Origin of the sequence: Chloracidobacterium sp. (genome assembly GCA_015075585.1) — a bacterium.
In the GTDB taxonomy this organism is placed as follows: domain Bacteria; phylum Acidobacteriota; class Blastocatellia; order Pyrinomonadales; family Pyrinomonadaceae; genus OLB17.
The window spans coordinates 674,889-698,453 of the sequence record JABTUB010000001.1; the positions used below are offsets into that span (position 1 = coordinate 674,889).

Annotated in this window: 26 protein-coding genes and 1 pseudogene; 21 read left to right on the forward strand and 6 right to left on the reverse strand. The window is 52.6% G+C overall.

Annotation, left to right across the window (positions count from 1 at the left end; translation table 11 throughout):
* Nucleotides 1-41 precede the first annotated feature (41 nt).
* The 3 genes from HS105_03035 to HS105_03045 are packed head-to-tail and all read right to left on the reverse strand — an operon-like array spanning nucleotide 42 to nucleotide 3,967.
* Nucleotides 42-1,403, reverse strand: coding sequence for a cytochrome bc complex cytochrome b subunit (locus tag HS105_03035; protein MBE7515575.1), 1,362 nt, complete (start codon nucleotides 1,401-1,403; stop codon nucleotides 42-44).
* A 22-nt stretch (nucleotides 1,404-1,425) separates the two neighbouring features.
* A complete protein-coding gene (locus HS105_03040; protein MBE7515576.1) occupies nucleotides 1,426-2,016 on the reverse strand; it encodes a ubiquinol-cytochrome c reductase iron-sulfur subunit in 591 nt (196 codons plus the stop codon).
* 19 nt (nucleotides 2,017-2,035) lie between these two features.
* Nucleotides 2,036-3,967 carry an FAD-dependent oxidoreductase gene (locus tag HS105_03045; GenBank protein ID MBE7515577.1) on the reverse strand — a complete coding sequence of 644 codons (1,932 nt, stop codon included), beginning with the start codon at nucleotides 3,965-3,967 and terminating at the stop codon, nucleotides 2,036-2,038.
* A gap of 589 nt (nucleotides 3,968-4,556) precedes the next feature.
* On the opposite strand from HS105_03045, the gene HS105_03050 reads away from it, so the two are divergent.
* From HS105_03050 to HS105_03075, 6 genes and pseudogenes are all read left to right on the forward strand, one after another.
* Nucleotides 4,557-5,861: an aspartate aminotransferase family protein gene (locus tag HS105_03050; GenBank protein ID MBE7515578.1), complete on the forward strand. Its 1,305-nt coding sequence runs from the start codon at nucleotides 4,557-4,559 to the stop codon at nucleotides 5,859-5,861.
* Between the two features lie 7 nt (nucleotides 5,862-5,868).
* The gene (locus HS105_03055; GenBank protein MBE7515579.1) at nucleotides 5,869-6,033 is read left to right on the forward strand and encodes a type II toxin-antitoxin system prevent-host-death family antitoxin; all 165 of its coding nucleotides are present in this window, start codon (nucleotides 5,869-5,871) and stop codon (nucleotides 6,031-6,033) included.
* 39 nt (nucleotides 6,034-6,072) lie between these two features.
* Nucleotides 6,073-7,008 carry an alpha/beta fold hydrolase gene (locus tag HS105_03060; protein ID MBE7515580.1) on the forward strand — a complete coding sequence of 312 codons (936 nt, stop codon included), beginning with the start codon at nucleotides 6,073-6,075 and terminating at the stop codon, nucleotides 7,006-7,008.
* A 154-nt stretch (nucleotides 7,009-7,162) separates the two neighbouring features.
* The gene (locus tag HS105_03065) at nucleotides 7,163-7,378 is read left to right on the forward strand and encodes a hypothetical protein (GenBank protein MBE7515581.1); all 216 of its coding nucleotides are present in this window, start codon (nucleotides 7,163-7,165) and stop codon (nucleotides 7,376-7,378) included.
* A complete protein-coding gene (locus tag HS105_03070; protein MBE7515582.1) occupies nucleotides 7,375-7,863 on the forward strand; it encodes a hypothetical protein in 489 nt (162 codons plus the stop codon). The genes HS105_03065 and HS105_03070 overlap by 4 nt, the downstream gene beginning before the upstream one ends.
* 15 nt (nucleotides 7,864-7,878) lie before the next feature.
* Nucleotides 7,879-8,175 (forward strand): annotated as a pseudogene (locus HS105_03075) (amidohydrolase family protein).
* Here the strand turns inward: HS105_03075 and HS105_03080 are convergent.
* Both HS105_03080 and HS105_03085 read right to left on the reverse strand, forming a co-directional pair.
* A complete protein-coding gene (locus HS105_03080; protein ID MBE7515583.1) occupies nucleotides 8,149-8,469 on the reverse strand; it encodes a hypothetical protein in 321 nt (106 codons plus the stop codon). The pseudogene HS105_03075 and the gene HS105_03080 sit on opposite strands and share 27 nt — an antisense overlap.
* A complete protein-coding gene (locus tag HS105_03085; protein MBE7515584.1) occupies nucleotides 8,466-8,687 on the reverse strand; it encodes a DUF433 domain-containing protein in 222 nt (73 codons plus the stop codon). Before HS105_03085 ends, HS105_03080 begins: the two co-directional genes overlap by 4 nt.
* A gap of 30 nt (nucleotides 8,688-8,717) precedes the next feature.
* Here HS105_03085 and hydA point away from each other — a divergent pair, with 30 nt between their 5' ends.
* The 4 genes from hydA (at nucleotide 8,718) to HS105_03105 (ending at nucleotide 11,398) form a co-directional block, all read left to right on the forward strand.
* Entirely contained in the window at nucleotides 8,718-10,097 is a 1,380-nt protein-coding gene (hydA, locus tag HS105_03090; GenBank protein ID MBE7515585.1) for a dihydropyrimidinase, read from the forward strand.
* Between the two features lie 4 nt (nucleotides 10,098-10,101).
* A complete protein-coding gene (locus HS105_03095; GenBank protein MBE7515586.1) occupies nucleotides 10,102-10,395 on the forward strand; it encodes a hypothetical protein in 294 nt (97 codons plus the stop codon).
* Nucleotides 10,388-11,032 (forward strand): nucleotidyl transferase AbiEii/AbiGii toxin family protein, encoded by a 645-nt coding sequence (locus tag HS105_03100; GenBank protein MBE7515587.1) that lies wholly within the window; start codon nucleotides 10,388-10,390, stop codon nucleotides 11,030-11,032. Before HS105_03095 ends, HS105_03100 begins: the two co-directional genes overlap by 8 nt.
* A 186-nt stretch (nucleotides 11,033-11,218) precedes the next feature.
* A complete protein-coding gene (locus tag HS105_03105) occupies nucleotides 11,219-11,398 on the forward strand; it encodes a hypothetical protein (GenBank protein ID MBE7515588.1) in 180 nt (59 codons plus the stop codon).
* A gap of 151 nt (nucleotides 11,399-11,549) precedes the next feature.
* Here HS105_03105 and HS105_03110 read toward each other — a convergent pair whose 3' ends face one another.
* Nucleotides 11,550-11,852 (reverse strand): antibiotic biosynthesis monooxygenase, encoded by a 303-nt coding sequence (locus HS105_03110; GenBank protein ID MBE7515589.1) that lies wholly within the window; start codon nucleotides 11,850-11,852, stop codon nucleotides 11,550-11,552.
* A gap of 124 nt (nucleotides 11,853-11,976) precedes the next feature.
* Here HS105_03110 and HS105_03115 point away from each other — a divergent pair, with 124 nt between their 5' ends.
* From HS105_03115 to pilM, 11 genes are all read left to right on the forward strand, one after another.
* Nucleotides 11,977-13,620, forward strand: a complete 1,644-nt coding sequence (locus HS105_03115; protein MBE7515590.1) for a tetratricopeptide repeat protein — start codon at nucleotides 11,977-11,979, stop codon at nucleotides 13,618-13,620.
* Nucleotides 13,621-13,738: 118 nt separating this feature from the next.
* Nucleotides 13,739-15,220, forward strand: a complete 1,482-nt coding sequence (locus HS105_03120; protein ID MBE7515591.1) for an NCS1 family nucleobase:cation symporter-1 — start codon at nucleotides 13,739-13,741, stop codon at nucleotides 15,218-15,220.
* Nucleotides 15,217-16,299 (forward strand): c-type cytochrome, encoded by a 1,083-nt coding sequence (locus HS105_03125; GenBank protein ID MBE7515592.1) that lies wholly within the window; start codon nucleotides 15,217-15,219, stop codon nucleotides 16,297-16,299. Before HS105_03120 ends, HS105_03125 begins: the two co-directional genes overlap by 4 nt.
* A 16-nt stretch (nucleotides 16,300-16,315) precedes the next feature.
* Nucleotides 16,316-17,185 carry an acyltransferase gene (locus HS105_03130; GenBank protein MBE7515593.1) on the forward strand — a complete coding sequence of 290 codons (870 nt, stop codon included), beginning with the start codon at nucleotides 16,316-16,318 and terminating at the stop codon, nucleotides 17,183-17,185.
* 101 nt (nucleotides 17,186-17,286) lie between these two features.
* Complete coding sequence (locus HS105_03135) at nucleotides 17,287-18,636, forward strand: NAD(P)-dependent oxidoreductase (GenBank protein MBE7515594.1); 1,350 nt, start codon at nucleotides 17,287-17,289, stop codon at nucleotides 18,634-18,636.
* 62 nt (nucleotides 18,637-18,698) lie between these two features.
* Nucleotides 18,699-18,974, forward strand: coding sequence for a BrnT family toxin (locus tag HS105_03140; GenBank protein ID MBE7515595.1), 276 nt, complete (start codon nucleotides 18,699-18,701; stop codon nucleotides 18,972-18,974).
* Between the two features lie 73 nt (nucleotides 18,975-19,047).
* The gene (locus HS105_03145; GenBank protein ID MBE7515596.1) at nucleotides 19,048-19,320 is read left to right on the forward strand and encodes a BrnA antitoxin family protein; all 273 of its coding nucleotides are present in this window, start codon (nucleotides 19,048-19,050) and stop codon (nucleotides 19,318-19,320) included.
* A 54-nt stretch (nucleotides 19,321-19,374) separates the two neighbouring features.
* Nucleotides 19,375-20,292: a hypothetical protein gene (locus HS105_03150; GenBank protein MBE7515597.1), complete on the forward strand. Its 918-nt coding sequence runs from the start codon at nucleotides 19,375-19,377 to the stop codon at nucleotides 20,290-20,292.
* 26 nt (nucleotides 20,293-20,318) lie between these two features.
* Nucleotides 20,319-21,566: an NAD-dependent dihydropyrimidine dehydrogenase subunit PreA gene (preA, locus tag HS105_03155; GenBank protein MBE7515598.1), complete on the forward strand. Its 1,248-nt coding sequence runs from the start codon at nucleotides 20,319-20,321 to the stop codon at nucleotides 21,564-21,566.
* Between the two features lie 40 nt (nucleotides 21,567-21,606).
* Entirely contained in the window at nucleotides 21,607-22,110 is a 504-nt protein-coding gene (locus HS105_03160; protein ID MBE7515599.1) for an N-acetyltransferase family protein, read from the forward strand.
* 402 nt (nucleotides 22,111-22,512) lie between these two features.
* On the forward strand, nucleotides 22,513-23,562 hold the full coding sequence (gene pilM / locus HS105_03165) for a type IV pilus assembly protein PilM (protein MBE7515600.1): 1,050 nt from the start codon (nucleotides 22,513-22,515) through the stop codon (nucleotides 23,560-23,562).
* Nucleotides 23,563-23,565 lie beyond the last annotated feature (3 nt).

The following is a 23,565-nucleotide window of genomic DNA, read 5'->3' on the forward strand; positions in this document are numbered from 1 at the left end:
CGCTGCGGCATTTCGAAGCAAGGCCGAGCCGTATGCGATCCCTAGAATCTTCGCGGCATTTGCTCCCACTCCTGCCACGGCATATACAACTCCCAGAACGGGCCTCTCATGAACGTTCCTACAAAAGTCAAAACCAAGATGAATGCGACGATCGCCAGAAAGATGATGTTCTGCCACTTGCGCTCCTTCGGCAGCCATTGGCCGACCGTTCGTGTAGGCGATTTGTCGTAATACGGGAACAATATCGCTGCGAGAACGAGCACACCGGGCAGGATGATCCCGCCGATCAATGCACCGTTGATCGTGATGCCGCCGATGGTGAATGTCGTGATGGTTACGAGTTCTTGAAGCCAAAGGAAATACCACGGAGCCTTTGCGGGATTAGGCGTTACTGCGGGATTTGCGGCTTCCTCAAGTGGTGCACGCACGAGGATCGTCATTAGTATAGATACCGCCATCGTAACCAAGGTCACGACCGTCAGCCTAACCGTGAGATTCGGTGACGAAGGCACCATGCCCTTCTCGTCATCGACCATAACGTTCTGAACATCGACACTTGTGCCGCCTGTGATGCCGAGCAGGGAATATGTCTTGCTCTTGACCGGCGCCAATTCCTCCTTACGGCCTTCGTCGTGTCGCTTATCCGAACACGCAAGTCCGCCGTCCTTACGTACACGCCACATGTGATAACTCACAAGCAGCAGCATCAGCAGCGGCAGGAAGAAACAGTGAAGAACATAGAATCTGATAAGCGTTGCCTGTTCGATCGTTGTGCCGCCCAGCAGTATGAAACGCGTTGTCTCGCCGACGACCGGTGCAGAACTCGCGATATTCGTGCCGACCGTGATCGCCCAATAGGCAAGCTGATCCCACGGCAGCAAATAGCCGGTGAATGACAGCAGCAGCGTGATAATGAGCAAGACGATGCCGATTATCCAGTTCAACGGGCGATTTTGGCCGACGGTCTTTCTGCCGTTCTTGAATGCTCCGGTCAAAAATACCCTGACCATGTGGAGGAAAACCACGGCGACCATCAAATGTGCCGAAATGCGGTGCAGGCCCCGCAGGAACCAGCCGAAGCTGACCGAGAATTCAAGGTCTTTAACTGACTGGTAAGCCCGCTCGGTTGACGGCACATAAAGGAACATCAGCACCGCTCCGGTCACCGCGAGGATCACGAAGAGAATGGCCGAGACCGTGCCAAGCCAGAACGAATAGCCCCACGATAGGCTCTCCAAGGATACCTTTGCAGGGAACCAGTGAAGCAGGAAATTCTTGACGATCGCATCGCCGGCTTCACGTTTTGATTCAGGCCGCCACGTCCATGTCAGCTTTTCCCACGACTTGCTCCATTTGGATCGGCCGGATCGAGTTGAAGCTGTCGGTAATTGCTCTGTCGCCATAAGATTTTTTCTCCGGATCCTGCTAAACGGTCAGTCTGAAGTCCTGTCCGACCTTATCTGCTTTATCAACGATCAGTTGCCCGCCGTCGGGCGACAGTTCGAGCTTGAAATAATCAAGCGGACGCGGCGCCGGGCCTGCATAATTCGTTCCGTCGCCATAATATTTTGAGCCATGGCACGGGCAATGGAATTCATACTGCTCATCCATCTCCTGCCCGTGAACGGTTACCTTTTTAGCTTGATTCAGCTTGACCATCTTTACCGTACAGCCAAGATGTGTACACGCTGCCGAGATTGCGTGAAACGTGTTGTTTTCACGAAATATGAATAACTGCTTGTCTTCAAGAAAGCTGCCGCCTTCGTTGTACTTGTCGAGATTGCCGACAGAGAACTTTTGCGGCGGTTCGTACAGCACATTCGGGAAAAGCGAACGCAGCATCGCATAGGCCTGCCCGCCGAGCGCAACCAGCACCGCACCGATGCCGAATGACTTCAAAAAGCCGCGTCTCGACGATCGCGGGTCGATCAATTCGACGTTACCGGTGCGTTCATTGACCGCTTGTATCTCAGCCGCCGCTTTTTCCTTCTTTTCCTCTTCGTCCTGGTCGTCCATTATCCGGGCGACCGCATCCTTAAACCCTTTCTGATTCTTCATAATAAAAGACCTCCATTGTCATGGCGTCGGTCGGGCAGCGGATCGCGCAAAGCCCGCAGCGGATACATTTTTCGTCATCTTTTAACATCGCCGACAGGACGGTCTCATTTGTAAAACCGCCTGCTGCAATAGCTTGGGCCTTCACCTCTTCGGGCAGGTCAAGGTCATCAACCGGGACAAGTTTAAGGCACGATTCGGGACAAACATCGACGCAGCGGTTGCAGAGCACGCACTTCTGCGGGTCATAGACCGTTTGTATGTGGCACGCCAGACAGCGTTCTGCTTGGTGCTGTGCCTCTTCTTCGTCATAGCCTGACTCGACCTCCGAAATACCGGTGCGCCTGTCGAGTGAAACCGTCGGAGGTGCCTCACGATCGCACTTTTCGTAGTCGTCAGGCATTCGATATGTGTACGTCGGTATCTTTTCGACGCGAAGGTCGACGTGCGACTGATTTGCGGTGCCGCGCAGATGATCGTCGATGGAAAGAGCTGCCTGCTTGCCGTTTGCGATAGCATCGATCAGCAGCCGCGGGCCGAATGCAACGTCGCCGCCTGCAAAGAGGCCCGGCGATGAGGTTGCAAGCGTTTGCGGATCGACCTTGATCGTCCCGCTCGGTGTAAGCTCGACATTATCTTCCGGCGTTATGAATGAAAGATCGGCCTGCTGTCCGATGGCAAGGATAACCGTGTCTGCCTCGAATGTTTCGGTGACCGAATCATCGAACTGCGGCGCGAACTTGCCGTCATCATCGAATACGCTGGTAACGCCGCGGAGTTCGACCGCCTTGAGACGCCCGTTCTCGCCGATGAATCGACGAGCCGAACGCGAAGGATGAAAGACGACCCCTTCCTTTTGAGCTTCTTCAAATTCTTCTTTACCTTGCGTGGTCCGCACGACAGGCAGTTGGTCGATGGCCTCGAGGCTCACGATGCGGACGTCGTGCGCGCCCGAGCGAAGAGCGGTGCGCGCGGCGTCGAACGCGGTCTTTACCTCGCCTCCGCTCAACTCCGCACTATCGACCTCGACCGTCCCGGTAACGCCGGTGCGAAGCGCCATACGGGCGGCATCAAATGCGACGAATCCGCCGCCGATGACGACGACCTTGTCGCCAAGCTCGACCTTGTAGCCATTGTTGACGTTGAGCAGGTAATCAACCGCTTTGACGACGCCGTCGAGCTCCGAGCCTTCAATGACAAGGTCGCGTCCCTTTTGAACGCCGACGCTCAGAAACACCGACTTATAGCCCTGCTCGCGAAGATGTTTAAGCCCGAAATTCTCGTTGAGCGGCGTATTGAATCTGAATTCGGCGCCAAGCTCACGGATCGTCTGAACTTCTCTATCGATGATGTCGCGCGGCAGGCGAAACTCCGGAATGCCGTGGAACATCATTCCGCCCGGAATATCCGATGCTTCAAAGACGGTAACTTGATAGCCCATCAATGCGAGGTCATGGGCACAGCCCAGTCCCGCAGGCCCCGCACCGATCACCGCGACCTTCTCATCGCGCTTTGATATTCGCTTGCTGTTCTCAAGGATCGGAAGGTGCCAGCGCCATTTGTTTCCGGCTTCTGTGCCGCCCTCGAAGAGTTCATTCAGCGTCTCAGGCTCGCGCGATTCGACGCCGTACTTTTCGGTAACAAAACGCTTGAGCGCACGAATACTGACAGGTTTGTCGATCCGTCCGCGGCGGCAGGCGTCCTCGCATGGTGCTGCACACACGCGGCCGCATACCGATGCCAGCGTGTTAGGCGAACGGGCAACTAAAAAAGCCTCTTTGTAGTCGCCTTTCGCGACCAACTGAACGTAGCGGCCTGCGTCGGTCTTGACAGGGCAAGCCACCTGACACGGGATCATCTGCTTCCAAAACTCAATATCCGGGATGATTGTGTTGTATTTCAAGTCCTGCATCAAAGACCTCGTAAAATCGCGCTTTTCCCTCGTCGCGTAGCTTCTTAGTGCCCGCCCGATCCGGCTGTCAAAGGCCGGTTGCGATGTTTTCGAATGCACTTCGACGGGCTGCACACATCGCCGTTCCGCTGGTGGCCGGAATGTTAAAGCGCAGTCCCAGTTCGATCTCTAACCGGCCGTCTTCAAGTTTCGCGGTCGCAACTATTCAGCCCTTGAGCCGAATTCGACCTTTATAAAAACAAAGGGAGCGTTGACAGTCTTGATCACTTTTAATGATTACAAAAATTATTTTTCAAGCAGAATAGTAGCCGAGGATGATACCGAGGTCAATCACTGAGGAATGAAATATTGAAATATTATTAATTAGAATGTTCGCCTTTCTTTCAGAAGAGTTCGGATTCCGCCGCGTTTGCGCCGGTAACCGTTCCCGGATTTTTGCAGAACAGGAACCTCGCTTGTCAAAGCCGGCCGCTTTATGCCGTAGGTAGCTGCGTATTTCAAAAGCAAAAAGAGCCGCGAAGAGCGTGGTAGATAACAAAAAAATGGAGTATCCTAACGGTCGAAACTATTGCTAACGGCAGGTCAACTTATGTCAACAGAAAAACCTTCAAAACTCTCTTCAGCCATCGAAAAACATCGTGAATTCCTGTTTCCGGCTGCGACAATGTATTACAAAGAACCGATCGCCATAGTCAAGGGCGAGGGCGAAAAGGTCTGGGACGATCAAGGCAACGAGTATCTGGACGCATTCGGAGGCGTATTGACCGTGAGCGTAGGCCACGCTAATCCCGACGTGAACAAGGCGTGGATCGATCAGGTCAATGCGGTCGCTCACACATCTACGCTCTATGCGAATCAGCCGCAAAGCGACCTTGCAGAAAAGCTCGCCGAGATAACGCCGGGCGATCTTAAAAAATCATTCTTTACGTCGAGCGGCACTGAGGCCGACGACACGGCGATAATGACGGCCAAGCTCGCCACCGGCCGAGGCGAGATCGTCGTGCTGCGGCACAGCTATTCCGGACGTTCGGCAACGGCGCTTTCGAGCGTCGGGCACTCGTCGTGGCGGCCGCTGCCTTCGCAGGTTGCGGGCATCGTGCACGCGCGCGCGCCGTACTGCTACCGTTGTCCTTGGGGGATGACGCCCGATAACTGCGGCGCCGCTTGTGCCGAGGATGTCCGGGATGTTATCGAGACGACGACCACAGGCGAGATCGCTGCCTTCATGGCAGAGCCGATAATGGGCGTCGGCGGCTTTATCGTGCCGCCGAAAGGCTACTTTGAGCGTGTCGAGGAGATCACGCGCAAGCACGGCGGCCTGTTTATCGCCGACGAAGTGCAAACAGCGTGGGGCCGCACGGGCGATAAGTGGTTCGGCATCGAGCATCATAATGTAAAGCCCGATATCATCACGTCGGCTAAGGGCATGGGCAACGGCGTGCCGATCGGCTGGACGATAGCCACGGCCGAGGTCGCCGACAAATTCCCCGGGCTGACATTTGCTACATTCGGCGGCAATCCCGTCTCGATGGCTGTCGGGCTGGCCGTGATCAAGTACATCGAAGAGAACGACCTGCGCACGAACGCACGCGTCGTCGGCGAATATTTCCACGATCGGCTCGAAGAGTTGAAAGAAAAGTATCCTATCGTCGGCGACGTGCGCGGCATGGGCCTTATGCAGGGTATCGAGCTTGTAAAAGACCGCACGACAAAAGAGCCTAACCCCGAGGCCGTCCTTAAGGTCTTCGAAGAAACAAAGCGGCACGGCGTCTTGATCGGCAAAGGCGGCCTCTACGGCAACGTCATACGCACCGGCATGATGCTCAATACGACAAAAGACTCCGTCGACCAGCTCATATCGGCCCTCGACGCGGGCTTTGCATTGTGCAAGTAAAGTCGAGATGAAGCTCGTCGTTAGCATAACTGAATTCAGGAGGCGGATCAGTTTTTATCTTGCGAAGGTGAAACACGGCGAGACAGTGATTCTGACGGAACGATGTAGCCCGGTTGCAAAACTTATTAAGCTAACCGATCGGGAAGTAAAACAGGCCGGCGTGGATAGATGATCTGTTTATTTGATCTCTGGTTTTGTAACAGGAGAGTTTATGAAAAGGATTGTTGCCTGCGTAGTTTTCTCACTTCTTGTTGCCGGCGTTTCATACGCTCAGGGTGCGCCTGCGGCGAAGAAGATTGTCGGAAAAGATCATTGGACCGTCAGTAATGGGCTGAAGATCTATCTATGGGAGAAATATCCTCGTGGCTTTGAAAAGACGTTCGCAAAGAATAAGAAGATCGTTCTGCTAGTACACGGTGCGACGTGGACGGGACGGCCGGATTTTGACCTGCAGATACGCGACTATTCGCTGATGGATTTTCTTGCGAAGAACGGTTACGACGTTTGGGCGATCGACATTCACGGCTACGGCCGTTCGGAAAAGACGGACAAGGATTGGTCCGATACTGAATCGGCGTCGGGCGACATCAACGCGGCCGTCGATTACGTTTCAAAACTCCGCGGTGTTGACAAAATATCGATACTCGGCTGGTCGTGGGGAACGCAGACCACCGGCCTGTTCACGATGAAGCATCCCGAAAAGGTCGAGAAGCTGATCTTGTTCGCGATGCCGTGGGGGCGAAAGTCTCTGCCGTCTTCGCCGCAGTTGCCAAAGGAACAATATCGCATAAACGACGAGAAGGCTGCTCGGTCGGATTTTATTGCGGGTCAATACGAAGAAGACGTCGTTGCACTTTACGTAAAAGAGGCACTGGCCGAGGCTCCCAAGTCGCCGAACGGCGTGCGAGTTGATGGCATGACCAAGCTCACGATACTCACACCCGAGGAGATCAAAGTACCGACGCTCATTATCCACCCCGAAAAGGATTTTGTCGCAACCGAAGCCGCCACGCTCGAGTTCTTCTCAAGGCTTGGCACAAAATACAAAAGCTACGCGGCACTGCCCGACGGCGGGCATGCGATCCTGCTCGAGAAAAATTATAGAAAATTCCAGGACGTCGTACTCGGCTTTCTGGATCAGCGATAACCGCAAAAAACGGTCGGTTTCGGCATAGATCGCTATGAAACGCTATCCTGAGTGCAGGCGGGATTATTACGACTACACGATGTTCTGCTGTCTCAGCGACATGATCGGCGCAGTTCCCGGTCTCATTGATGCGATCTTGAGTTAGAATATTGGTGTGAGAACGCCCGAAGAAAAACTGCTCAACCCGCGTCCCGGAAGCAAGATCGCCGAGGCCGTCAGATACGGTCTCGATCTGACGCTTGTTGTTGAAAATCTAAGACGAACGCCTCAGCAGCGTTTAGAACGACTTCAGGGAGCCATGGACAGTTCTGAGAAGCTGCGTCTGGCCGTGGCGGCGGCGAAGGCTAAGCAGCGGATGGGTAAAAAATGATCGATATCGAAAAGGCAATAGTCGCGATGGCTTCGAACAATGTGGATTTCGTGGTCATCGGCGGTATCGCCCTCTCGATACATGCGACGGCGTACATAACTTTCGATATCGATTTTGCATATTCGAGATCGAATGAAAATTTGGTAAGGATCGTCAAAGCTCTCGCTCCGTATGAGCCAAGGCCGCGGGGCTTTCCAAAACAGCTGCCGTTCATATGGGACGCAGCGACACTTTCGAACGGCTCGGTTTTCACTCTGGATACGTCAATTGGCGATATCGATCTGTTATCTGAGGTAAAAGGCCTCGGCGATTTCGCCGATGTGTTTGCTGCCTCTGAAAAGTTTGAACTTTGGGGTTTCGACGTAAATGTTCTTTCAATTGATGGGCTGATCGCCGCAAAAACGGCGGCCGGCCGTGAAAAGGACATTCCCGGACTAAAGTACTTGGAGGCGATAAAAGAGGCGACTGCCGACGAAGGCGACTAACTTGAATAAAATGCTATGAGAACATTGATCAAAAACGGATGAGTTATTACCGCGGTTGACGACTATGTTGCTGATATTTTTATCGATGGCGAGACGGTAACGACCATCGGGAAGACGCTGGATATTGAGGCGGAAACGGTGATCGACGCGGCAGGGAAGCTGGTCATTCCCGGCGGGATCGATCCGCATACGCATATGGAATTGCCGTTCGGCGGTACGTATTCGAGTGACGATTTCATTACCGGCACGCGGGCCGCGGCGGTTGGTTCTGACTGTGCCGTTAAATCATTTGATCTTAACCTCGATAAATGAGGTTGGTTTTATGTTGTCGAGAGCATCTATTATTACGGCGGCATTTTCATGGATTCTCGGCCATGAGGTTGAGGTTAGAACAAGAATGGAAATTGTCCGGCAGGCCAGATTTTGCTGATATTTCAAGTTTTGATCGGTCGTGATAATGGCTTCAAAGCCTTCGTCTTCAGCGGCTGCGATAAGGTTGCCGTTCTCAAGTTTTTGCCAGCCTAGTTCGTAAGCGGTAATGATGGAGTGTTTAGGCAGGAAGTTTCTGAGCGGAACCGGTGTTCCCTGATCGAACAGAATTTTCATGCTGCCTTTTTGAACTCATCGATCTCATGATCCAGTACGGCGATGATCTGCTCGCGTTTTACGCCTGGAAACCATTCAAGGAATTCGTCAATAGAAACGCCGTCTTTCAAATTTTCGAACAGAGCAGAGATCGGCACTCGAGTATTTCGAAACACCCACTTGCCGCTGAGCTTTGCGGGGTTTCGTTCTATAGCCTTTTCATAGGTTAAATGTGCCATAATATTGCGATCTTATATTAACATAGATATATGAGAACACTTATAAAAAACGGAAGGGTCGTGGCGGCGGTGGACGACTATGTTGCGGATATCTTTATCGATGGCGAGACGGTAACGACCATCGGGAAGACGCTGGATATTGAGGCGGAAACGGTGATCGACGCGGCAGGGAAGCTGGTCATTCCCGGCGGGATCGATCCGCATACGCATATGGAACTCCCGTTTGGCGGGACTTCGTCGAGCGATGATTTCTTTACGGGTACGCGTGCGGCAGCGCACGGCGGGACGACGACGATCATTGATTTTGCGGTGCAGACGAAAGGCGAATCGATGACGGCGGGCGTCGATGCGTGGCACAAAAAGGCGGAAGGGAAGACGTGCATCGACTACGGCTTTCATCTCATCACGACCGATTTTGAGGACGGCAGCGAAAAGGAGATGTGGCGGCTGATCGATGAAGGCATCTCGTCGTTCAAGCTGTTTATGGCCTATCCGGGAGTCTTTCTGGCGGATGACGCTACGATCTTTCGTGCGATGAGTGCGGCGGGACAACGCGGCGGCCTCGTCTGTATGCATGCCGAGAACGGCATCGTCATCAACGAGATAATCAAACGCTTTCTTGCCGAAGGCCGCACCGCGCCGAAGTTTCACGCCCTGACGCGTCCGACCATCGCCGAGGCCGAAGGCGTGCATCGTGCGATCGCGATCGCCGAGATGGCAGAGTCGCCCGTCTATATCGTGCACCTCTCGTGCACGGACGCGCTCAACCAAGTGCGGCAGGCGAGAGACCGCGGTATTCCCGCGTTCGCCGAAACGTGTCCGCAATATCTGTTCCATTCGATAGAAGATTACGGAGACGGCTGGGATGGTGCGAAATACGTGATGACGCCGCCGCTGCGTGAGAAGCACAATCACGCCGAGCTTTGGAAAGGCCTGAAGATGGACGATCTGCAGGTGATCTCGACCGATCACTGCCCGTTCTGTATGAAGGAGCAAAAGGAACTTGGCCAAGATGATTTCTCAAAGATACCGAACGGCGCGCCGGGCGTCGAGAACCGAATGTCGCTTATTTACAACGGCGGCGTGGTCGAGAACCGCATTTCGCTCAATCGCTTTGTCGAACTGACCTCTACCGCTGCCGCAAAGATGTTCGGCCTGTTCCCGAAAAAGGGAACGATCGCCGTTGGCTCCGACGCTGACATCGTTATCTTTGACCCCGAAGGCGAAACGAAATTCGGCGTCGAACACGAACACATGAACGTCGATTATTCTTCGTACGAAGGCTGGACGGTGAAAGGCCGCGTTGAAACGGTCCTTTCGCGCGGCCGCGTCGTTATCGAGAACGGCGAACACACCGGCAAACAGGGCGACGGGCAATTCATCAAACGCGGCGAGTGCGTGAAGATTTAATTTTGTGAGCGTCAATCTTTCGACAAGCGATGATCTTTCTGCCGTCCCTTATTTTTTATGGGACGAACCGATGACGAATGCGGAATTGCGGCAAAAATTGATCTCGGCTTCGGTCGAGGAACGCAATCGGCTTTTAGGGAAAATCTTGCGTGAAGCACGGGATACCGACGTATGGAAGTTCACTTCGCCTAAAGAGGTTTTGCAAGATTGGGATAAACTATCGCCTCACCTTGGCCGTCGGCGCAAGTTTTGGAGATTTTTGCTGGACTATTGGGAAAAGGAAGGTTTGATTGGTTAAGTCAACTCTAAGCGAATTACAAAACGATTTTCTACAGGCATTTTTTGCCCGTGAGAATCGTTTTTTTCTTTCCGGCGGCGCAGCCTTGGCCGGATTTTATTTTGGACATAGAGAGACGCACGATCTCGATCTATTCACGACGGAAAATGAGATAGAAAACGGTTTTCGGTTAGTTACTGAGGCTGCTAATGATTTGAACGCGATAGTCGAATCAATTCAAACATCGCCCGATTTTCGCCGCATTTTACTCAAGCGAGGAGATGAATCGATAATTATTGATCTGGTTCGTGAATACGTTTTTCAAGTCTCACCCGAAAAGAGCCTTATTAACGGAATTCGTGTAGATCCGCCTGAAGAGATATTGGCAAATAAATTTTGTGCGTTGCTCTCACGCTCGGAAATTCGCGATCTGATCGATGTACGTGAACTTGAAAAAGCCGGATTTAGTTTGGACAAAGCTCTCAAAGTTGCCGAAAAAAAAGATTCAGGGCTGACTCCTGCCATGCTTGCCTGGGTTTTGAGCCAGATACAACTTGGCGATGATCTGCAACCGCAAGGTGAAGTAACCGTTTCGGAATTAAGAGATTATCTTAAACATTTGATCGACAGATTAAAACGATTAGCCTTGCCGGAATGATCGTCATCGAGAACGGCGAACACACCGGCAAACAGGGCGACGGCCAATTCCTCAAACGCGGCGAGTGTGTCAGGGTGTAGGAGCGGCGATGCTTTCGCGCGTGGAACTTCCGATTTGCGATCCTGCTGCCGGTGAAGATCTGAAATTTCAAATTTGATATTGTGCGAAGAGAGCATATCGAGACAAATGAACGGCTGGATCGAGTCGCTGGAAAATTCTGCTATCAAGAGCGTGCGTTATCGGGATGACCGTGAGCGTTCGAAGATTCGTGAGCCGGAAGAGCGTGCCGAATTTGATCGTGAAATAAAGACGATGGTCGAAACGCCCGCGCCGGAACGCGAAGAGCAACGCCGAAGCGATACATAGATCAGGACGCCGACACTTTTTCCGGTGATCTGTAGATCAAGTTCGGAAATTTGGATCGTTTGGTTGTTGCGCTCGGATCGCCGATGCCGGATATTCGGTGAATGAGCCGAGGCCGACACGCCCTTGCGGGTCGGCATTGTGCAGGATCGCGCTATCGAGGCGTGATCATTTTAGTAAGCGTTATTTGAGGCGGTTCGGCAGCGAGCGTCTGGACCTCAGTGAAGAAGTTCTGAAAGAACGGCGTCGCAAAGTGTTCATCGATCGCAGCCTTGGACTTCCAAGTTTCATGCCAGACGAAAACCGTCGGGTCGTCAATGGCCTGATGGATGTCGTAATTGATGTTGCCCTCCTCGGCACGCGAATCAGCCGCGATCGCCATAGCGGCCACTTTGGCGGCCTCGACCGCATCTTCCTTTACCTTTAGTCGAGCTATAAGAACGATCTCGTCACTCATTGTATATTTCCTCCGTCGTTAATTAGATCAAAAAGACGCTGAAAGTCTAACACAGACATACTGGATTTTCTTCTTCTATGGAGTCCAAAGTGTTTGTATAATACCTGCGTCCTTGAGCTTGCTTATGAAACGCTGTCCTGTATGCAGACGAGATTATTATGACGACACTCTGATGTTTTGTCTTGATGACGGGAATGGGCTGCTTGAGGGGCCGGCAACCAGGCCAGAACGAGACTCCGGGCTTAGATCCGGCGACGTCGATCCGCAGACCGCGATCTTTCACGAGAAGGCGGTGCCTTCCTACTTTGACGAGTCGCCGACACTCGCACTCAGTAACGGCTTAGCAAAGGCGCACGACAACGATCAGTTGCCGAAGTCTGAACCGTCAGAAAGCGTGAGGTCGATCGCTGTGCTGCCGTTCGCCAACATGAGTGCGGATGAGGATAACGAATACTTTTGCGACGGTTTGGCCGAAGAGATACTGAACGCGCTAGCCCATATAGATAAGCTTAAGGTCGCGGCGAGGACATCTGCATTCTCGTTCAAAGGGCGAAACACCAACGTCAGCGAGATTGCGACGGCATTGAATGTGGACACGGTTCTTGAGGGCAGTGTACGGAAGTCGAACGGCCGCCTGCGGATCACGGCGCAGCTGATAAATACGGCGGACGGCTATCATTTGTGGTCCGAGCGATATGACCGCGAGTTAAAGGATATATTCGATGTGCAGGATGAGATCGCGGTGGCTGTGGTCGATGCGTTGAAGATCAAGCTTCTCGGCGAGGAAAAAGCCGCATTGCTTAAGCGGCATACCGGAGATCCGGAAGCTTATGAATATTATCTTCGTGGACAATCGCATTTTTATCGGTGGACACCCTTAGACTTCCGGAAAGCTATTGAGAATTTTGAACGTGCGATCGCGGCCGATCCCGGCTACGCGTCCGCTTACGCCGGACTTGCCGATGCTTACACGGAGCTGTCGTTCTTCTCGTTCTCGCCGATCGACGCGAGACAAAAGGCGACCGATGCCGCCAAAACGGCATTGCATCTTGACGACAGCCTCGCCGAAGCTCACAATTCGCTTGCACTCATAAAATTATACTTCGACTGGGAGTATGCGTCGGCAGAGGATGAGTTCAAAAGAGCGATCTCTCTGAATCCGCGCAGTTCCATTGTGCGTATGTGGTATGGATGGTACTTGGGCCTTATGGCGCGCTTTGACGAAAGCCTATTCGAGCTGCGTCATGCTCACGAGCTGGATCCATTGTCCGCTCCGAATAACAACGCGATCGGTGTGGTGTTGCTTTGGTCAGGAAGAACGGACGAAGCGATCGAACAGTTTCACGACGTGCTTGAATTGATCCCCGATTATCCGATCTCAAACACCTTTCTTGCTGAGGCTTACGACCAAAAGGGTGATATTGCTGCCGCCGTTGCGACCATTGAAAGGACGCCTCCGGAAACGATGGACCCGCAGGCGCTGTCAACTATGGGGTATATTTATGCAAGAGCAGGCAATCGTGAAATGGCGCGAAAGATCCTGAAGGATTTTGCCGATCGATCGAGTCATGAATATGTACCGGCGCTCAATCATGCGCAGATCTATGCGGGGCTTGGCGATCGGGACGAGGTCTTTGCTTCGCTGGAAAAGGCACTCGAAGAACGAGCGATCTGGATACCTTTTATTAAGGTCGATCATAAGTTCAGCGGGATGCGCTCCGATCCGCGATTCAAAGAGCTGCTGCGAAGAGCCGGTTTTATCGAGTGATCCGGTGTGAAGCGACGTCCGGTATTTTGATCGGGTCATACTGGCGACAACCCGCTGCAATGTTTGGCGGTTGAGAACACCGCCGAAAGATCGGCCCTGAATCTGTCTGAAAACTTATATGACTGAAACCATCTTGCACATCGACGGACGCGTTGAGTTAAATGCCGATGCCGAAGAGAGCATTCGCTCGTCGTCGCTTTATAACGACGACCTTGCACCTGTGCCGGTCGCGAAGCGTACATGGACGACCTATAACTACGCAGCTCTTTGGATCTCGATGGCGCACTGCATACCGACGTATATGATGGCGTCAGGCTTGATCTCTGCGGGGATGAATTGGTGGCAGGCGTTGCTGACCATTCTGCTCGGCAACATCATAGTGCTGGCACCAATATTGCTCAATTCACATCCGGGAACAAAATATGGAATTCCGTTCCCGGTGTTTGCGCGCGCCGCGTATGGAACGGCAGGGTCGAACTTGCCCGCGTTGATGCGTGCGTTGGTTGCGTGCGGATGGTTCGGCATACAGGCGTGGATCGGCGGTGAGGCTCTGCACACGTTCTTTAAGGCGTTCATCCCGGACTGGGAGACGCTGCTCGGCGGCCCGATCGGCGGCCATACACCAACGGTGTGGCTCTCGTTCCTTATATTTTGGGCGATGAATATCGCTATCATTTACAAGGGAATGGATCTGCTGCGGATCGTTGAGAACTGGGCCGCACCTTACGTTCTGGTGATGACCGCGATCCTGCTCGCCTGGATACTTTATCAAGCGGGCGGTATGGGCTTCTTGCTGCACGAGCCGGGGAAGTTCCGGACGTTCGGTGAATTCTGGCCGATCTTTGTACCGAGCCTCACGGCAATGATCGGCTTTTGGGCAACTCTCTCGCTCAATATGCCGGATTTTACGCGCTTCGGTAAAAGTCAGCGTGAACAAGCTGTCGGCCAGGTCGCGGCATTGCCGACGACGATGACACTTTTTGCCGCAATGGGCGTTTTGATAACGTCCGCAGCGGTCGTTGTATTTCCGCATATGAACCAAGCGGATGCTTGGGATCCGGTGAAGCTGGTCGGACAATTCTCTCAGCCTATGGTGGTCGCGATCTCGATGTTCACGGTCGTTGTTGCGACGCTTTCCGTGAACATCGCTGCGAATGTCGTGTCGCCCGCGAATGATTTCGCCAACGCTTTTCCGAAGCTCATTTCTTTTAGAACCGGCGGCCTGATCACCGGCATTATCGGTATATTGATGCAGCCGTGGAAGCTGCTTGCCGATCCGAGCGGCTACATCTTCGGTTGGCTTGTCGGTTACTCCGGCGGGCTTGGCTCGATCGCAGGGGTCCTTATCGCGGATTATTGGATCGTGCGGAGAAAGAATTTGCGGCTCGCCGACCTTTATCGCAAGGACGGCGAATATCGCGGCTGGAACTGGCGGGCCGTCGCTGCCACGCTGTTAGGTTGCTTTTTTGCGTGGATAGGGTTGATAATTCCAACTCTCAGCGTGCTCTATGACTACGCATGGTTCGTCGGATTCGCCATCGCATTCCTTTCGCATTTGGCATTCAGTTTTCGAACCCCACAACAGGAGAAGGTGCGATGATAAGAAAAACTAAATTTGCAGTGCTGCTGTTGGCCATCGCAACCGCTGTTTTGGGGATGACGACGTCCTACGGCCACGCCCAGAAGAAAGGTGAGCAGGTCGTACTCGCGAAGAATAAATTCAAGAACTTAAAAGTACTTGGCGATATGCCCGCCGATCAGCTTGGCAAGGTGATGAATATCTTTTCGGCATCGCTAAATGTGAATTGCAGTTTTTGTCATTACACCGACGATTTTTCGAAGGACGGCAAAGAGGAAAAAGACACCGCCCGTAAGATGATCGCGATGACATTCGCGATCAATAGAGATAATTTCGGCGGCGAGGCCGAAGTGTCCTGCAACACCTGCCACAATGGACGAATGCATCCGCGGAGCGGGCCGAGCCTCGTGCCGACGGAGCATTCCGCAGGGCACACGCCGCGTCCCGAACCGCCCAAAGTAAAACCTGATGCCGCCGACGTGATCGCAAAATTCGTCGCGGCGGTCGGCGGCGATAAGAAGATCGACAGCGCGATCATCACCGCAACACGAGTTGAGCCGGACGGAAAGACTACCGAGCCCGAGACCATCAATTACAAGGCCGGCAAGTATAGTTCAAAGACCGTTTACGATAAAGAATGGGTCACGGATATTTGGAATGGCGAGGCGGCCGCAAAGTTCAGTGCCGAGGGGCCGCACCGGCTTCATGCCGATGAGGCTGAGCAGATCAAACGCGAGTCGCAGCTTTTGTTTCCGGCGGCGATCGGCTCGGCATACTCGAAGTTCGAATATCGATTCACGGATGAGATCGACGGACGTAAAGTTCTGGTGCTGAATGCAACAACGGCCGACGGCCTGCGCGAACGCCTAAGTTTTGATGAACAGACCGGCCTGCTCGTTCGGCGTGTCGCGGTTACGCAGACAGTTCTCGGCGGTTTCGTCTATCAGGTCGATTACAGCGACTACAAAACGTTTGGGGGTGTGCAGATCCCGACGGTCGTGAAATACGCGATGCCAAATATTAGTTGGACGCGGAAAGTTACTGCGGTAAAGGTGAATGTGCCGGTCGCAGATGATGTTTTTGCGATGCCGAAGTCTTGAGCGAGGAGGAGATGAGATGTCACGAGTTATCAAAGCAGGGCTGATTCAGGCTCATAACGTTGGGGATCCGAACGCACCGATCGACGAGATCAAGAAAGGGAATATCAGCCATCAACTCAAATTTGTCGAAGATGCCGCAAAGCAAGGAGTGCAGATACTTTGTTTCCAAGAGATCTTTACGACGCCGTATTTTTGCGCCGAACAGCAGACGCGTTGGTACGAAGCGGTCGAACGCGTGCCGGACGGCCCTACTGTGAGGCAGATGCAGGATGTTGCCAAACAGTTCGGTATGGTTCTCGTCGTGCCGATCTATGAGGAAGAGCAGACCGGCATTTACTACAACACCGCGGCCGTTATCGATGCTGACGGCAAATACCTCGGCAAGTATCGCAAGAATCATATTCCGCATGTTGCACCGGGCTTTTGGGAGAAATTCTATTTTCGTCCGGGCAATTTGGGCTACCCGTGCTTTGATACGGCGGTCGGCCGCATCGGCGTGTACATCTGTTACGACCGGCACTTTCCCGAAGGCGCCAGATGCCTCGGGTTGAACGGAGCCGAGATCATTTTCAATCCATCGGCGACGGTCGCGGGCCTGAGCGAGTACCTTTGGAAGTTGGAACAGCCGGCACACGCCGTTGCGAACGGCTATTTTGTCGGCGCGATCAATCGCGTCGGAACTGAAGCACCGTGGAATATTGGCGAGTTCTACGGCCAGAGCTATTTCTGCGACCCGCGAGGGCAAATGCTTGCGGTCGGAACACGCGATCAGGACGAACTCGTCGTCGCCGATCTTGATATGGAAAAGATCCGCGAGGTGCGAAACACTTGGCAATTCTTCCGCGACAGGCGGCCTGACACCTACGGCGCGATCGTTGCAGACTGAACGGCGTAAGTGCCGTGCATAGAAATTCTGCGGCATCAGAATATTACTCAAGGTCGATATCCTCCCTTTGTCGGCGTCGAAATAGTAAGTGAGGGTAGCCTATGTCAAATCTTCCCATTGAACAGATAGAAGAAAACTTTGCCGATCTTTATCCTGCGATGACCGACAGCGAAGCGGCGATCGAGGCGAACCGCTGCCTCTTTTGCTTCGACGCTCCGTGCATGCACGCGTGCCCGACGCATATTGACATACCGGGCTTTATCAAAAAGATCGCGAACGAGAACCTGACCGGTTCGGCGCGTGTGATATTCGACGCGAACCCTGTTGGGGCGACCTGTGCACGCGTCTGTCCGGTCGAGGTGCTTTGCGAAGGAGCCTGCGTTGAAAAGACCTTGGTAAATAAACCGATCGAGATAGGGCGACTCCAGCGTTACGCTACCGACCATGCTCTGTCGAACGGCATTCGCATCTTCAAGAAAGGCGAATCGAACGGACGCACGATAGGAATTATCGGCTCGGGGCCGGCGGGGCTTTCGTGCGCAACGTATCTCGCACGGCTCGGCTACAGCGTAACGATCTACGACCGCCGTGAAAAGCCGGGCGGGCTCGACACCTACGGTATGGCCGAATACAAGATGACACAGGCAGTGTCGCTGGCCGAGATCGAGCCGGTCGCCGATCTTGGCGTCGAATTTCGCCAGAACGTCGAGATCGGCCGCGACATTCAATTCGGCGAACTCGAAACGGCTCACGACGCTTTGTTCCTTGCGGTCGGTCTCGGTGCAACCAACAAGCTGAATATTCCGGGTGAGGCTCTGGATGGCGTGATCGATGCACTTGACCTCATCGATCAGATAAAAACCCGAGATTGGAAAGGCATTACGATCGGCGATAGTGTGATCGTGCTTGGCGCCGGCAACACTGCGATCGATGCGGCGACCCAGTCGAAGCGGCTCGGTGCAAAGCGTGTTCGGCTTGTCTATCGCCGTACCGAAATGGAAGCTCCGGCGTATGATTACGAGATGGAACTCGCACACAAGGATGAGGTCGAGTTCGTTTGGCAAACAACTCCGCTGGCGATACTTGGTGACGAAAGCGTACGCGGGATCCGCGTGCTCGACGCTGCGGGCAGCGAACGCGATATCGAGTGCGATATGGTCATCAAGGCTATCGGTCAGACGAAACTTGTGAACTTCTTTACCGAGATCGCAGGCGTTAAGACAGATGAGATAGGCCGTCCTGTCGTCAACGCTTCAATGCAGACGTCAAAGCCCGGCATCTTCGCCGGCGGCGATTGCGTCAATGGCGGCGGCGAGGCTGTCGAGGCCGCGCAAATGGGAAAACTCGCCGCGATCGGGATCCATGAGACTCTTACCGGCGAGAAAGTAGAATTCGCCGGAGCGTTCCTACGCGACCCGCCAAAAGCACCTGTCGATCCCAATCCGCGTTAGGTTTACCACGCTCCGAGAATGATAAATATCTTGATATATCCATATATGTCGGTATAATGGTTATGGAGTTTGAATGGGATCCGAGCAAGGCGACAGAAAATTTTAGAAAGCATGGCGTATCTTTTTATGAAGCGGCTGAAGCTTTCTTTGACGAAAACGCCGTTGAGCTTTATGATGACGGCCATTCCGAAGACGAAGTGAGATTTCAATTGGTTGGTATTTCAAGTATCCGACTTCTTTTTGTCGGCTACACGGTGCGTGGCGAGAGCATTCGGATCATTACAGCTCGAAAGGCTAATGCGAAACAGGCGAGGTATTACAATGACCAAAAAAGATAAATTGCCGGCGTACACTGTTACAGAAGAAGAATATCAAGCGGAACTCGCTAGCGGCCTATCCGAAGACGAAGTGATGAAACCCGGTACATATAAGGTTCGCCGTTCGCCTTGGGCAGAAAAAATTAAAAAAGCCGGCAAGGTAAAGGTGACGATCTATCTTGACGGTGATGTTATCAGTTACTTTCGCGCCCGAGCCGAACAGCCCAATGCCGCCCCGTATCAAACCCAGATCAATAACGAACTGCGGAAGGTAATGGAAAACGGCACTGCGGACAGTGTTGAGAGCGATATTTTGAACAACAAGAAGTTTCTAAAGGCGCTGAAGAAAAAACTCGAAGCTGTATAAACCGCGCAAGTATGAAATTTTCTATTTATTAAACTAGGAACGTCAAAATCTGGTATGCCGCTCTTTAATATCGACATTGTCAACAAACTTGAGCAAATAAGAGAATTGCCTTTCAAGCTCGAGAAGGAAATTCAGGAATTGACGGAGCAAAACCTTACGACAATTTTTGGCCTTAATTTTGTTCGTTCCGAGTTTGCACTCAATAATTTTCGTATTGATACATTAGCTTTTGACAAAGACGCATCGAGCTTCGTGATCATTGAGTACAAACGGGACAAGAACTTTAGCGTGATTGATCAAGGCTATGCCTATTTGTCGCTGATGCTTAATAACAAAGCCGATTTCATACTCGAATATAACGAAAATTGTAAGGATACGTTGAAACGTGGCGACATTGATTGGTCGCAATCAAGAGTAATTTTCATTTCGCCAAATTTTACTGCCTACCAAAAAGAAGCCATCAACTTTAAGGATCTGCCAATTGAGCTTTGGGAAATAAATCGATATAACAACAAGACTATTAGTTACAGCCAAGTTAAGACTTCTGGGTCACAAGAAAGCGTCAAAACAATTAGCAGGCAAAACGAAGCAATTGCAAAGGTTGCGAAAGAAATTAAAGTGTTTACCGAGCAGGAACACCTTGACAATGCGTCTGATGAAATCAAGGAGCTATACGAAAAACTCAAACTGGCGATTCTGAACCTTGATAATTTGGAAGTTAAACCTAAAAAACTGTACATAGCTTTTGTGGCTAATCGAAACGTGCTTGATGTTCGCATTCAGCGAAACGCTTTGAAAATTTGGTTGAACGTACGGCAGGGCAAACTTGATGATCCCAAGGGAATTTGTCGCGATGTAACACACACCGGCCACTGGGGAAACGGCGATTATGAAATAAACATTCACTCCGACGAAAATTTGGAATACATTTTAAGTCTAATAAAACAGTCTTTGAGAGAAAACAAAAAGTAACCTGTAATCCTCAGGTATCAATTTCTATGGCAAATCTTAATATCAATTTTGCAGGGATAAAGTCCCCGAATCCGTTTTGGCTGGCGAGTGCGCCGCCGACGAATATGGGTTCGATGATCGAGCGGGCATTCGACGCGGGATGGGGCGGTGCGGTTTGGAAGACGTTGGGCGAGCCGATCACGAATGTCTCGTCACGTCTTGCCGGACTCGACTTTGGCACGAACCGGCTGGTCGGGCTGAACAACATCGAATTGATCACGGACAGGCCGCTTGAGGTTAATCTGAAAGAGATCTACGAGTGCAAGAAGAAGTATCCGAACAATGCCGTGATCGTCTCGCTGATGGTCGAGTCAAAACGCGAAGCGTGGCACGAGATCGTAAAGCGTTCGCAGGATACGGGAGCCGACGGCTTCGAGCTGAACTTCGGCTGCCCGCACGGTATGAGCGAACGCGGAATGGGCGCGGCAATGGGCCAGGTGCCCGAATACACCTGCATGGTCACGGAGTGGGTGAAAGAGGTGTCGGAACTTCCGGTGATCGTAAAGCTCACGCCAAACGTGACGAGCATTCTGCCGCCAGGCCGTGCGGCACAGAACGGCGGTGCGGATGCCGTTTCGCTGATCAACACGATCAATTCGATGATGGGCGTTGATGTCAATACGCTGGTCCCGCATCCGAATGTGAACGGCATGGCCGCCCACGGCGGCTATTGCGGGCCTGCGGTCAAACCGATCGCCCTTAATATGGTCAGCGAGCTTGCGCGCGACGGCGAATTCAATATCCCAATAAGCGGGATCGGCGGCGTTTCGAACTGGCGTGATGCGGTCGAATTCATGCTGCTCGGTGCCGGGAGCGTTCAGGTTTGCACGGCTGTGATGCACTATGGCTATCGCATCGTCGAGGACATGATCGACGGGTTGAACGCCTATCTCGATTCCAAAGGCTTTGCCTCGGTCAGTGAGATCATAGGCAAGTCTGTTCCGCGCGTTACTAATTGGGGCGACCTCGATCTTAATTATGTTGTAAAGGCGCACGTTAACGAAGAGCACTGCATCCGCTGCAATCTTTGCTATGTTGCCTGTGAGGACGGTGCTCATCAGAGCTTTGAGTTCGTCGAATCGAACGGACTTCGCTATCCCCGCGTGATCGAGGAAGAGTGCGTCGGCTGTAATCTCTGCTACCTCGTCTGTCCTTCGCCCGGCGCCATTACGATGGAACGACGAGATGCCGGCAGTTCTTCGCAAAGTTGGCGCGAGAGGACCGAAGCTTCGTGAACGCTTGCCAAGGAGAAGTAGCCTGCGGGCCGTTGCCCGTGTGTTCAATATAAAAATGGACGTCCGTGATGCGGTACTCGACGATGCCGCCGAGATCGCTTACATATACAATCACTATATCGCGACGTCGCATGCCGTCTTCGAATCCGAACCGGTGGATTCAGATGAGATCCAACGCCGCATCATCCTCGCGGGAGCAGAAGGGATGCCTTTCCTTGCGGCACAAAAGAATGAGCACCTCGCAGGATTTGCCTACGCACAACCATTCCTTCGAGACCCTGCGTTTGACCCGACTGCCGAGATAAGGGTCTGCGTACGGCCGGGCCTCCTCGAACAAGGTGTCGGCACCGCTCTTTACACATCGCTTATCGAGCGGATGAGGTCTCGCGGTTTCAAAACGCTGATAGCACTGGTGGCTATGCCGAACGATGCCGCCGCGCGTCTGCATGAACATTTCGGATTTCGCGATGCCGGACGGCTCGAAGGCGTCGCGCAGAAGTTCGGCCGCCGTATCGATATCGATTGCCGACAGCTCGTCCTTTAGTATTCGATCAAGTCTTTTTGGCATCTCGTTTCTGTCATTCTGACAGGAATTTATTCATTATGGATTAAACAGCGTAAAAAACTGTTGACACATCTTGTTCAATACGGTAACTTTTTATTGTATCGGCTGTTAAGCCGAGCACCCTTCGCCGCCGTATGCGACAAAGTTTTCTTGATAACAACGATCTTGGGCAGTTGAAAAACGCCTCAGATCATCCGGCCGGCAGACTGCCTTTGACTCCGTCCTTTAGAATCGTCCTTTCATAAGTGTCGATCAGACGCCGCGTAAATTCAGAAGGTGGCACCAAATAACCTCAGAATCGTCATTTGCAGAGGCCGTCGGAAAACAAGAAAACTTTTCGCCGGAAAGAAGATCACGTGAAAGTCCTAAAAGGAGCAAACAATGTTCGGTAAGAAAAAAAGCGTTGCCGGTTTGGACATCGGGTCGAGTTCGATAAAGATGATCGAACTTGACGGCAAGCCAAACAGCCTTAACCTCGTAAGCCTCGGGTTCGAGAATCTGCCCGGCGACACGATCATTGACGGTCAAATAATGGAGATGAACGTCGTTTCGGACGTTATCAGCAGCGTTTGCGTTAATAATCAGGTCAAAGCGGATCAAGTCGTTACAGGCGTGAGCGGCCACTCGGTCATCATCAAGAATATCGTCCTGCCGGCGATGAGCTCGGAGGAATTAGAAGAGTCGATCGATTGGCACGCGGAGGAACATATCCCATACGATCTGGCAGACGTAAGCCTCGATTATCAGGTTACGGCCGAGACCGCGGACTCGACGCACGTTTTGATCGCAGCGTGTAAGCGTGATCGCATCGACAATATAAAACAGGCGATACAGCTTGCCGGCAAGCAGCCCGTCGTGATCGACGTTGACACATTTGCGCTGCAGAACTGCTATGAAGCGAACTACGACCCAACGGAAGACGATGTCGTAACGCTACTGAATATAGGTGCCTCGACGATGAATATCAACATCGTCAAGGGCACACGCTCACTATTCTCGCGTGATATCACGGTCGGCGGCAGCCAGTTCACAGATGTGCTTCAGCGGAGCCTCGGGTTGAACTTTCAACAGGCTGAAGCGCTGAAGCGCGGCGTGAACGACGCCGTTGATACGGTCGAAGAAAAGTCGATCGAGCCGCTCATGAGCAATGTGACTGAGATCGTCGCTATGGAGATACAGAAGACCTTCGATTTCTATCGGGCGACAACCGACGACAACGAGACCCAGGTGCAAAAGATCCTGATCTCAGGCGGCGGCTCAAAGTTGGCCGGCCTTGCCGGTGAGTTGTCGCAGCGACTCGAACTGCAGGTCGAAATGCTTGATCCATTCCGAAAGATCAACGTGGATACAAAGAAATTCGATCCCGAATATTTGAATGAGATCATGCCCGAGATGGCGGTAGCTGTCGGCTTGGCGATCAGGGGAGTGTAAAGA

Bases quoted from the DNA above. Each gene is read 5' to 3' on its own strand.
- preA (MBE7515598.1), top strand. From the start codon at position 20,319: ATGGCAAATCTTAATATCAATTTTGCAGGGATAAAGTCCCCGAATCCG.
- HS105_03120 (MBE7515591.1), top strand. From the start codon at position 13,739: ATGACTGAAACCATCTTGCACATCGACGGACGCGTTGAGTTAAATGCC.
- HS105_03110 (MBE7515589.1), bottom strand. From the start codon at position 11,852: ATGAGTGACGAGATCGTTCTTATAGCTCGACTAAAGGTAAAGGAAGAT.
- HS105_03040 (MBE7515576.1), bottom strand. From the start codon at position 2,016: ATGGACGACCAGGACGAAGAGGAAAAGAAGGAAAAAGCGGCGGCTGAG.
- HS105_03035 (MBE7515575.1), bottom strand. From the start codon at position 1,403: ATGGCGACAGAGCAATTACCGACAGCTTCAACTCGATCCGGCCGATCC.
- HS105_03140 (MBE7515595.1), top strand. From the start codon at position 18,699: ATGGAGTTTGAATGGGATCCGAGCAAGGCGACAGAAAATTTTAGAAAG.
- HS105_03085 (MBE7515584.1), bottom strand. From the start codon at position 8,687: ATGGCACATTTAACCTATGAAAAGGCTATAGAACGAAACCCCGCAAAG.
- HS105_03060 (MBE7515580.1), top strand. From the start codon at position 6,073: ATGAAAAGGATTGTTGCCTGCGTAGTTTTCTCACTTCTTGTTGCCGGC.
- HS105_03105 (MBE7515588.1), top strand. From the start codon at position 11,219: ATGAACGGCTGGATCGAGTCGCTGGAAAATTCTGCTATCAAGAGCGTG.
- HS105_03150 (MBE7515597.1), top strand. From the start codon at position 19,375: ATGCCGCTCTTTAATATCGACATTGTCAACAAACTTGAGCAAATAAGA.
- HS105_03125 (MBE7515592.1), top strand. From the start codon at position 15,217: ATGATAAGAAAAACTAAATTTGCAGTGCTGCTGTTGGCCATCGCAACC.
- hydA (MBE7515585.1), top strand. From the start codon at position 8,718: ATGAGAACACTTATAAAAAACGGAAGGGTCGTGGCGGCGGTGGACGAC.
- HS105_03045 (MBE7515577.1), bottom strand. From the start codon at position 3,967: ATGCAGGACTTGAAATACAACACAATCATCCCGGATATTGAGTTTTGG.
- HS105_03050 (MBE7515578.1), top strand. From the start codon at position 4,557: ATGTCAACAGAAAAACCTTCAAAACTCTCTTCAGCCATCGAAAAACAT.
- HS105_03080 (MBE7515583.1), bottom strand. From the start codon at position 8,469: ATGAAAATTCTGTTCGATCAGGGAACACCGGTTCCGCTCAGAAACTTC.
- pilM (MBE7515600.1), top strand. From the start codon at position 22,513: ATGTTCGGTAAGAAAAAAAGCGTTGCCGGTTTGGACATCGGGTCGAGT.
- HS105_03145 (MBE7515596.1), top strand. From the start codon at position 19,048: ATGAAACCCGGTACATATAAGGTTCGCCGTTCGCCTTGGGCAGAAAAA.
- HS105_03115 (MBE7515590.1), top strand. From the start codon at position 11,977: ATGAAACGCTGTCCTGTATGCAGACGAGATTATTATGACGACACTCTG.
- HS105_03055 (MBE7515579.1), top strand. From the start codon at position 5,869: ATGAAGCTCGTCGTTAGCATAACTGAATTCAGGAGGCGGATCAGTTTT.
- HS105_03135 (MBE7515594.1), top strand. From the start codon at position 17,287: ATGTCAAATCTTCCCATTGAACAGATAGAAGAAAACTTTGCCGATCTT.
- HS105_03130 (MBE7515593.1), top strand. From the start codon at position 16,316: ATGTCACGAGTTATCAAAGCAGGGCTGATTCAGGCTCATAACGTTGGG.
- HS105_03070 (MBE7515582.1), top strand. From the start codon at position 7,375: ATGATCGATATCGAAAAGGCAATAGTCGCGATGGCTTCGAACAATGTG.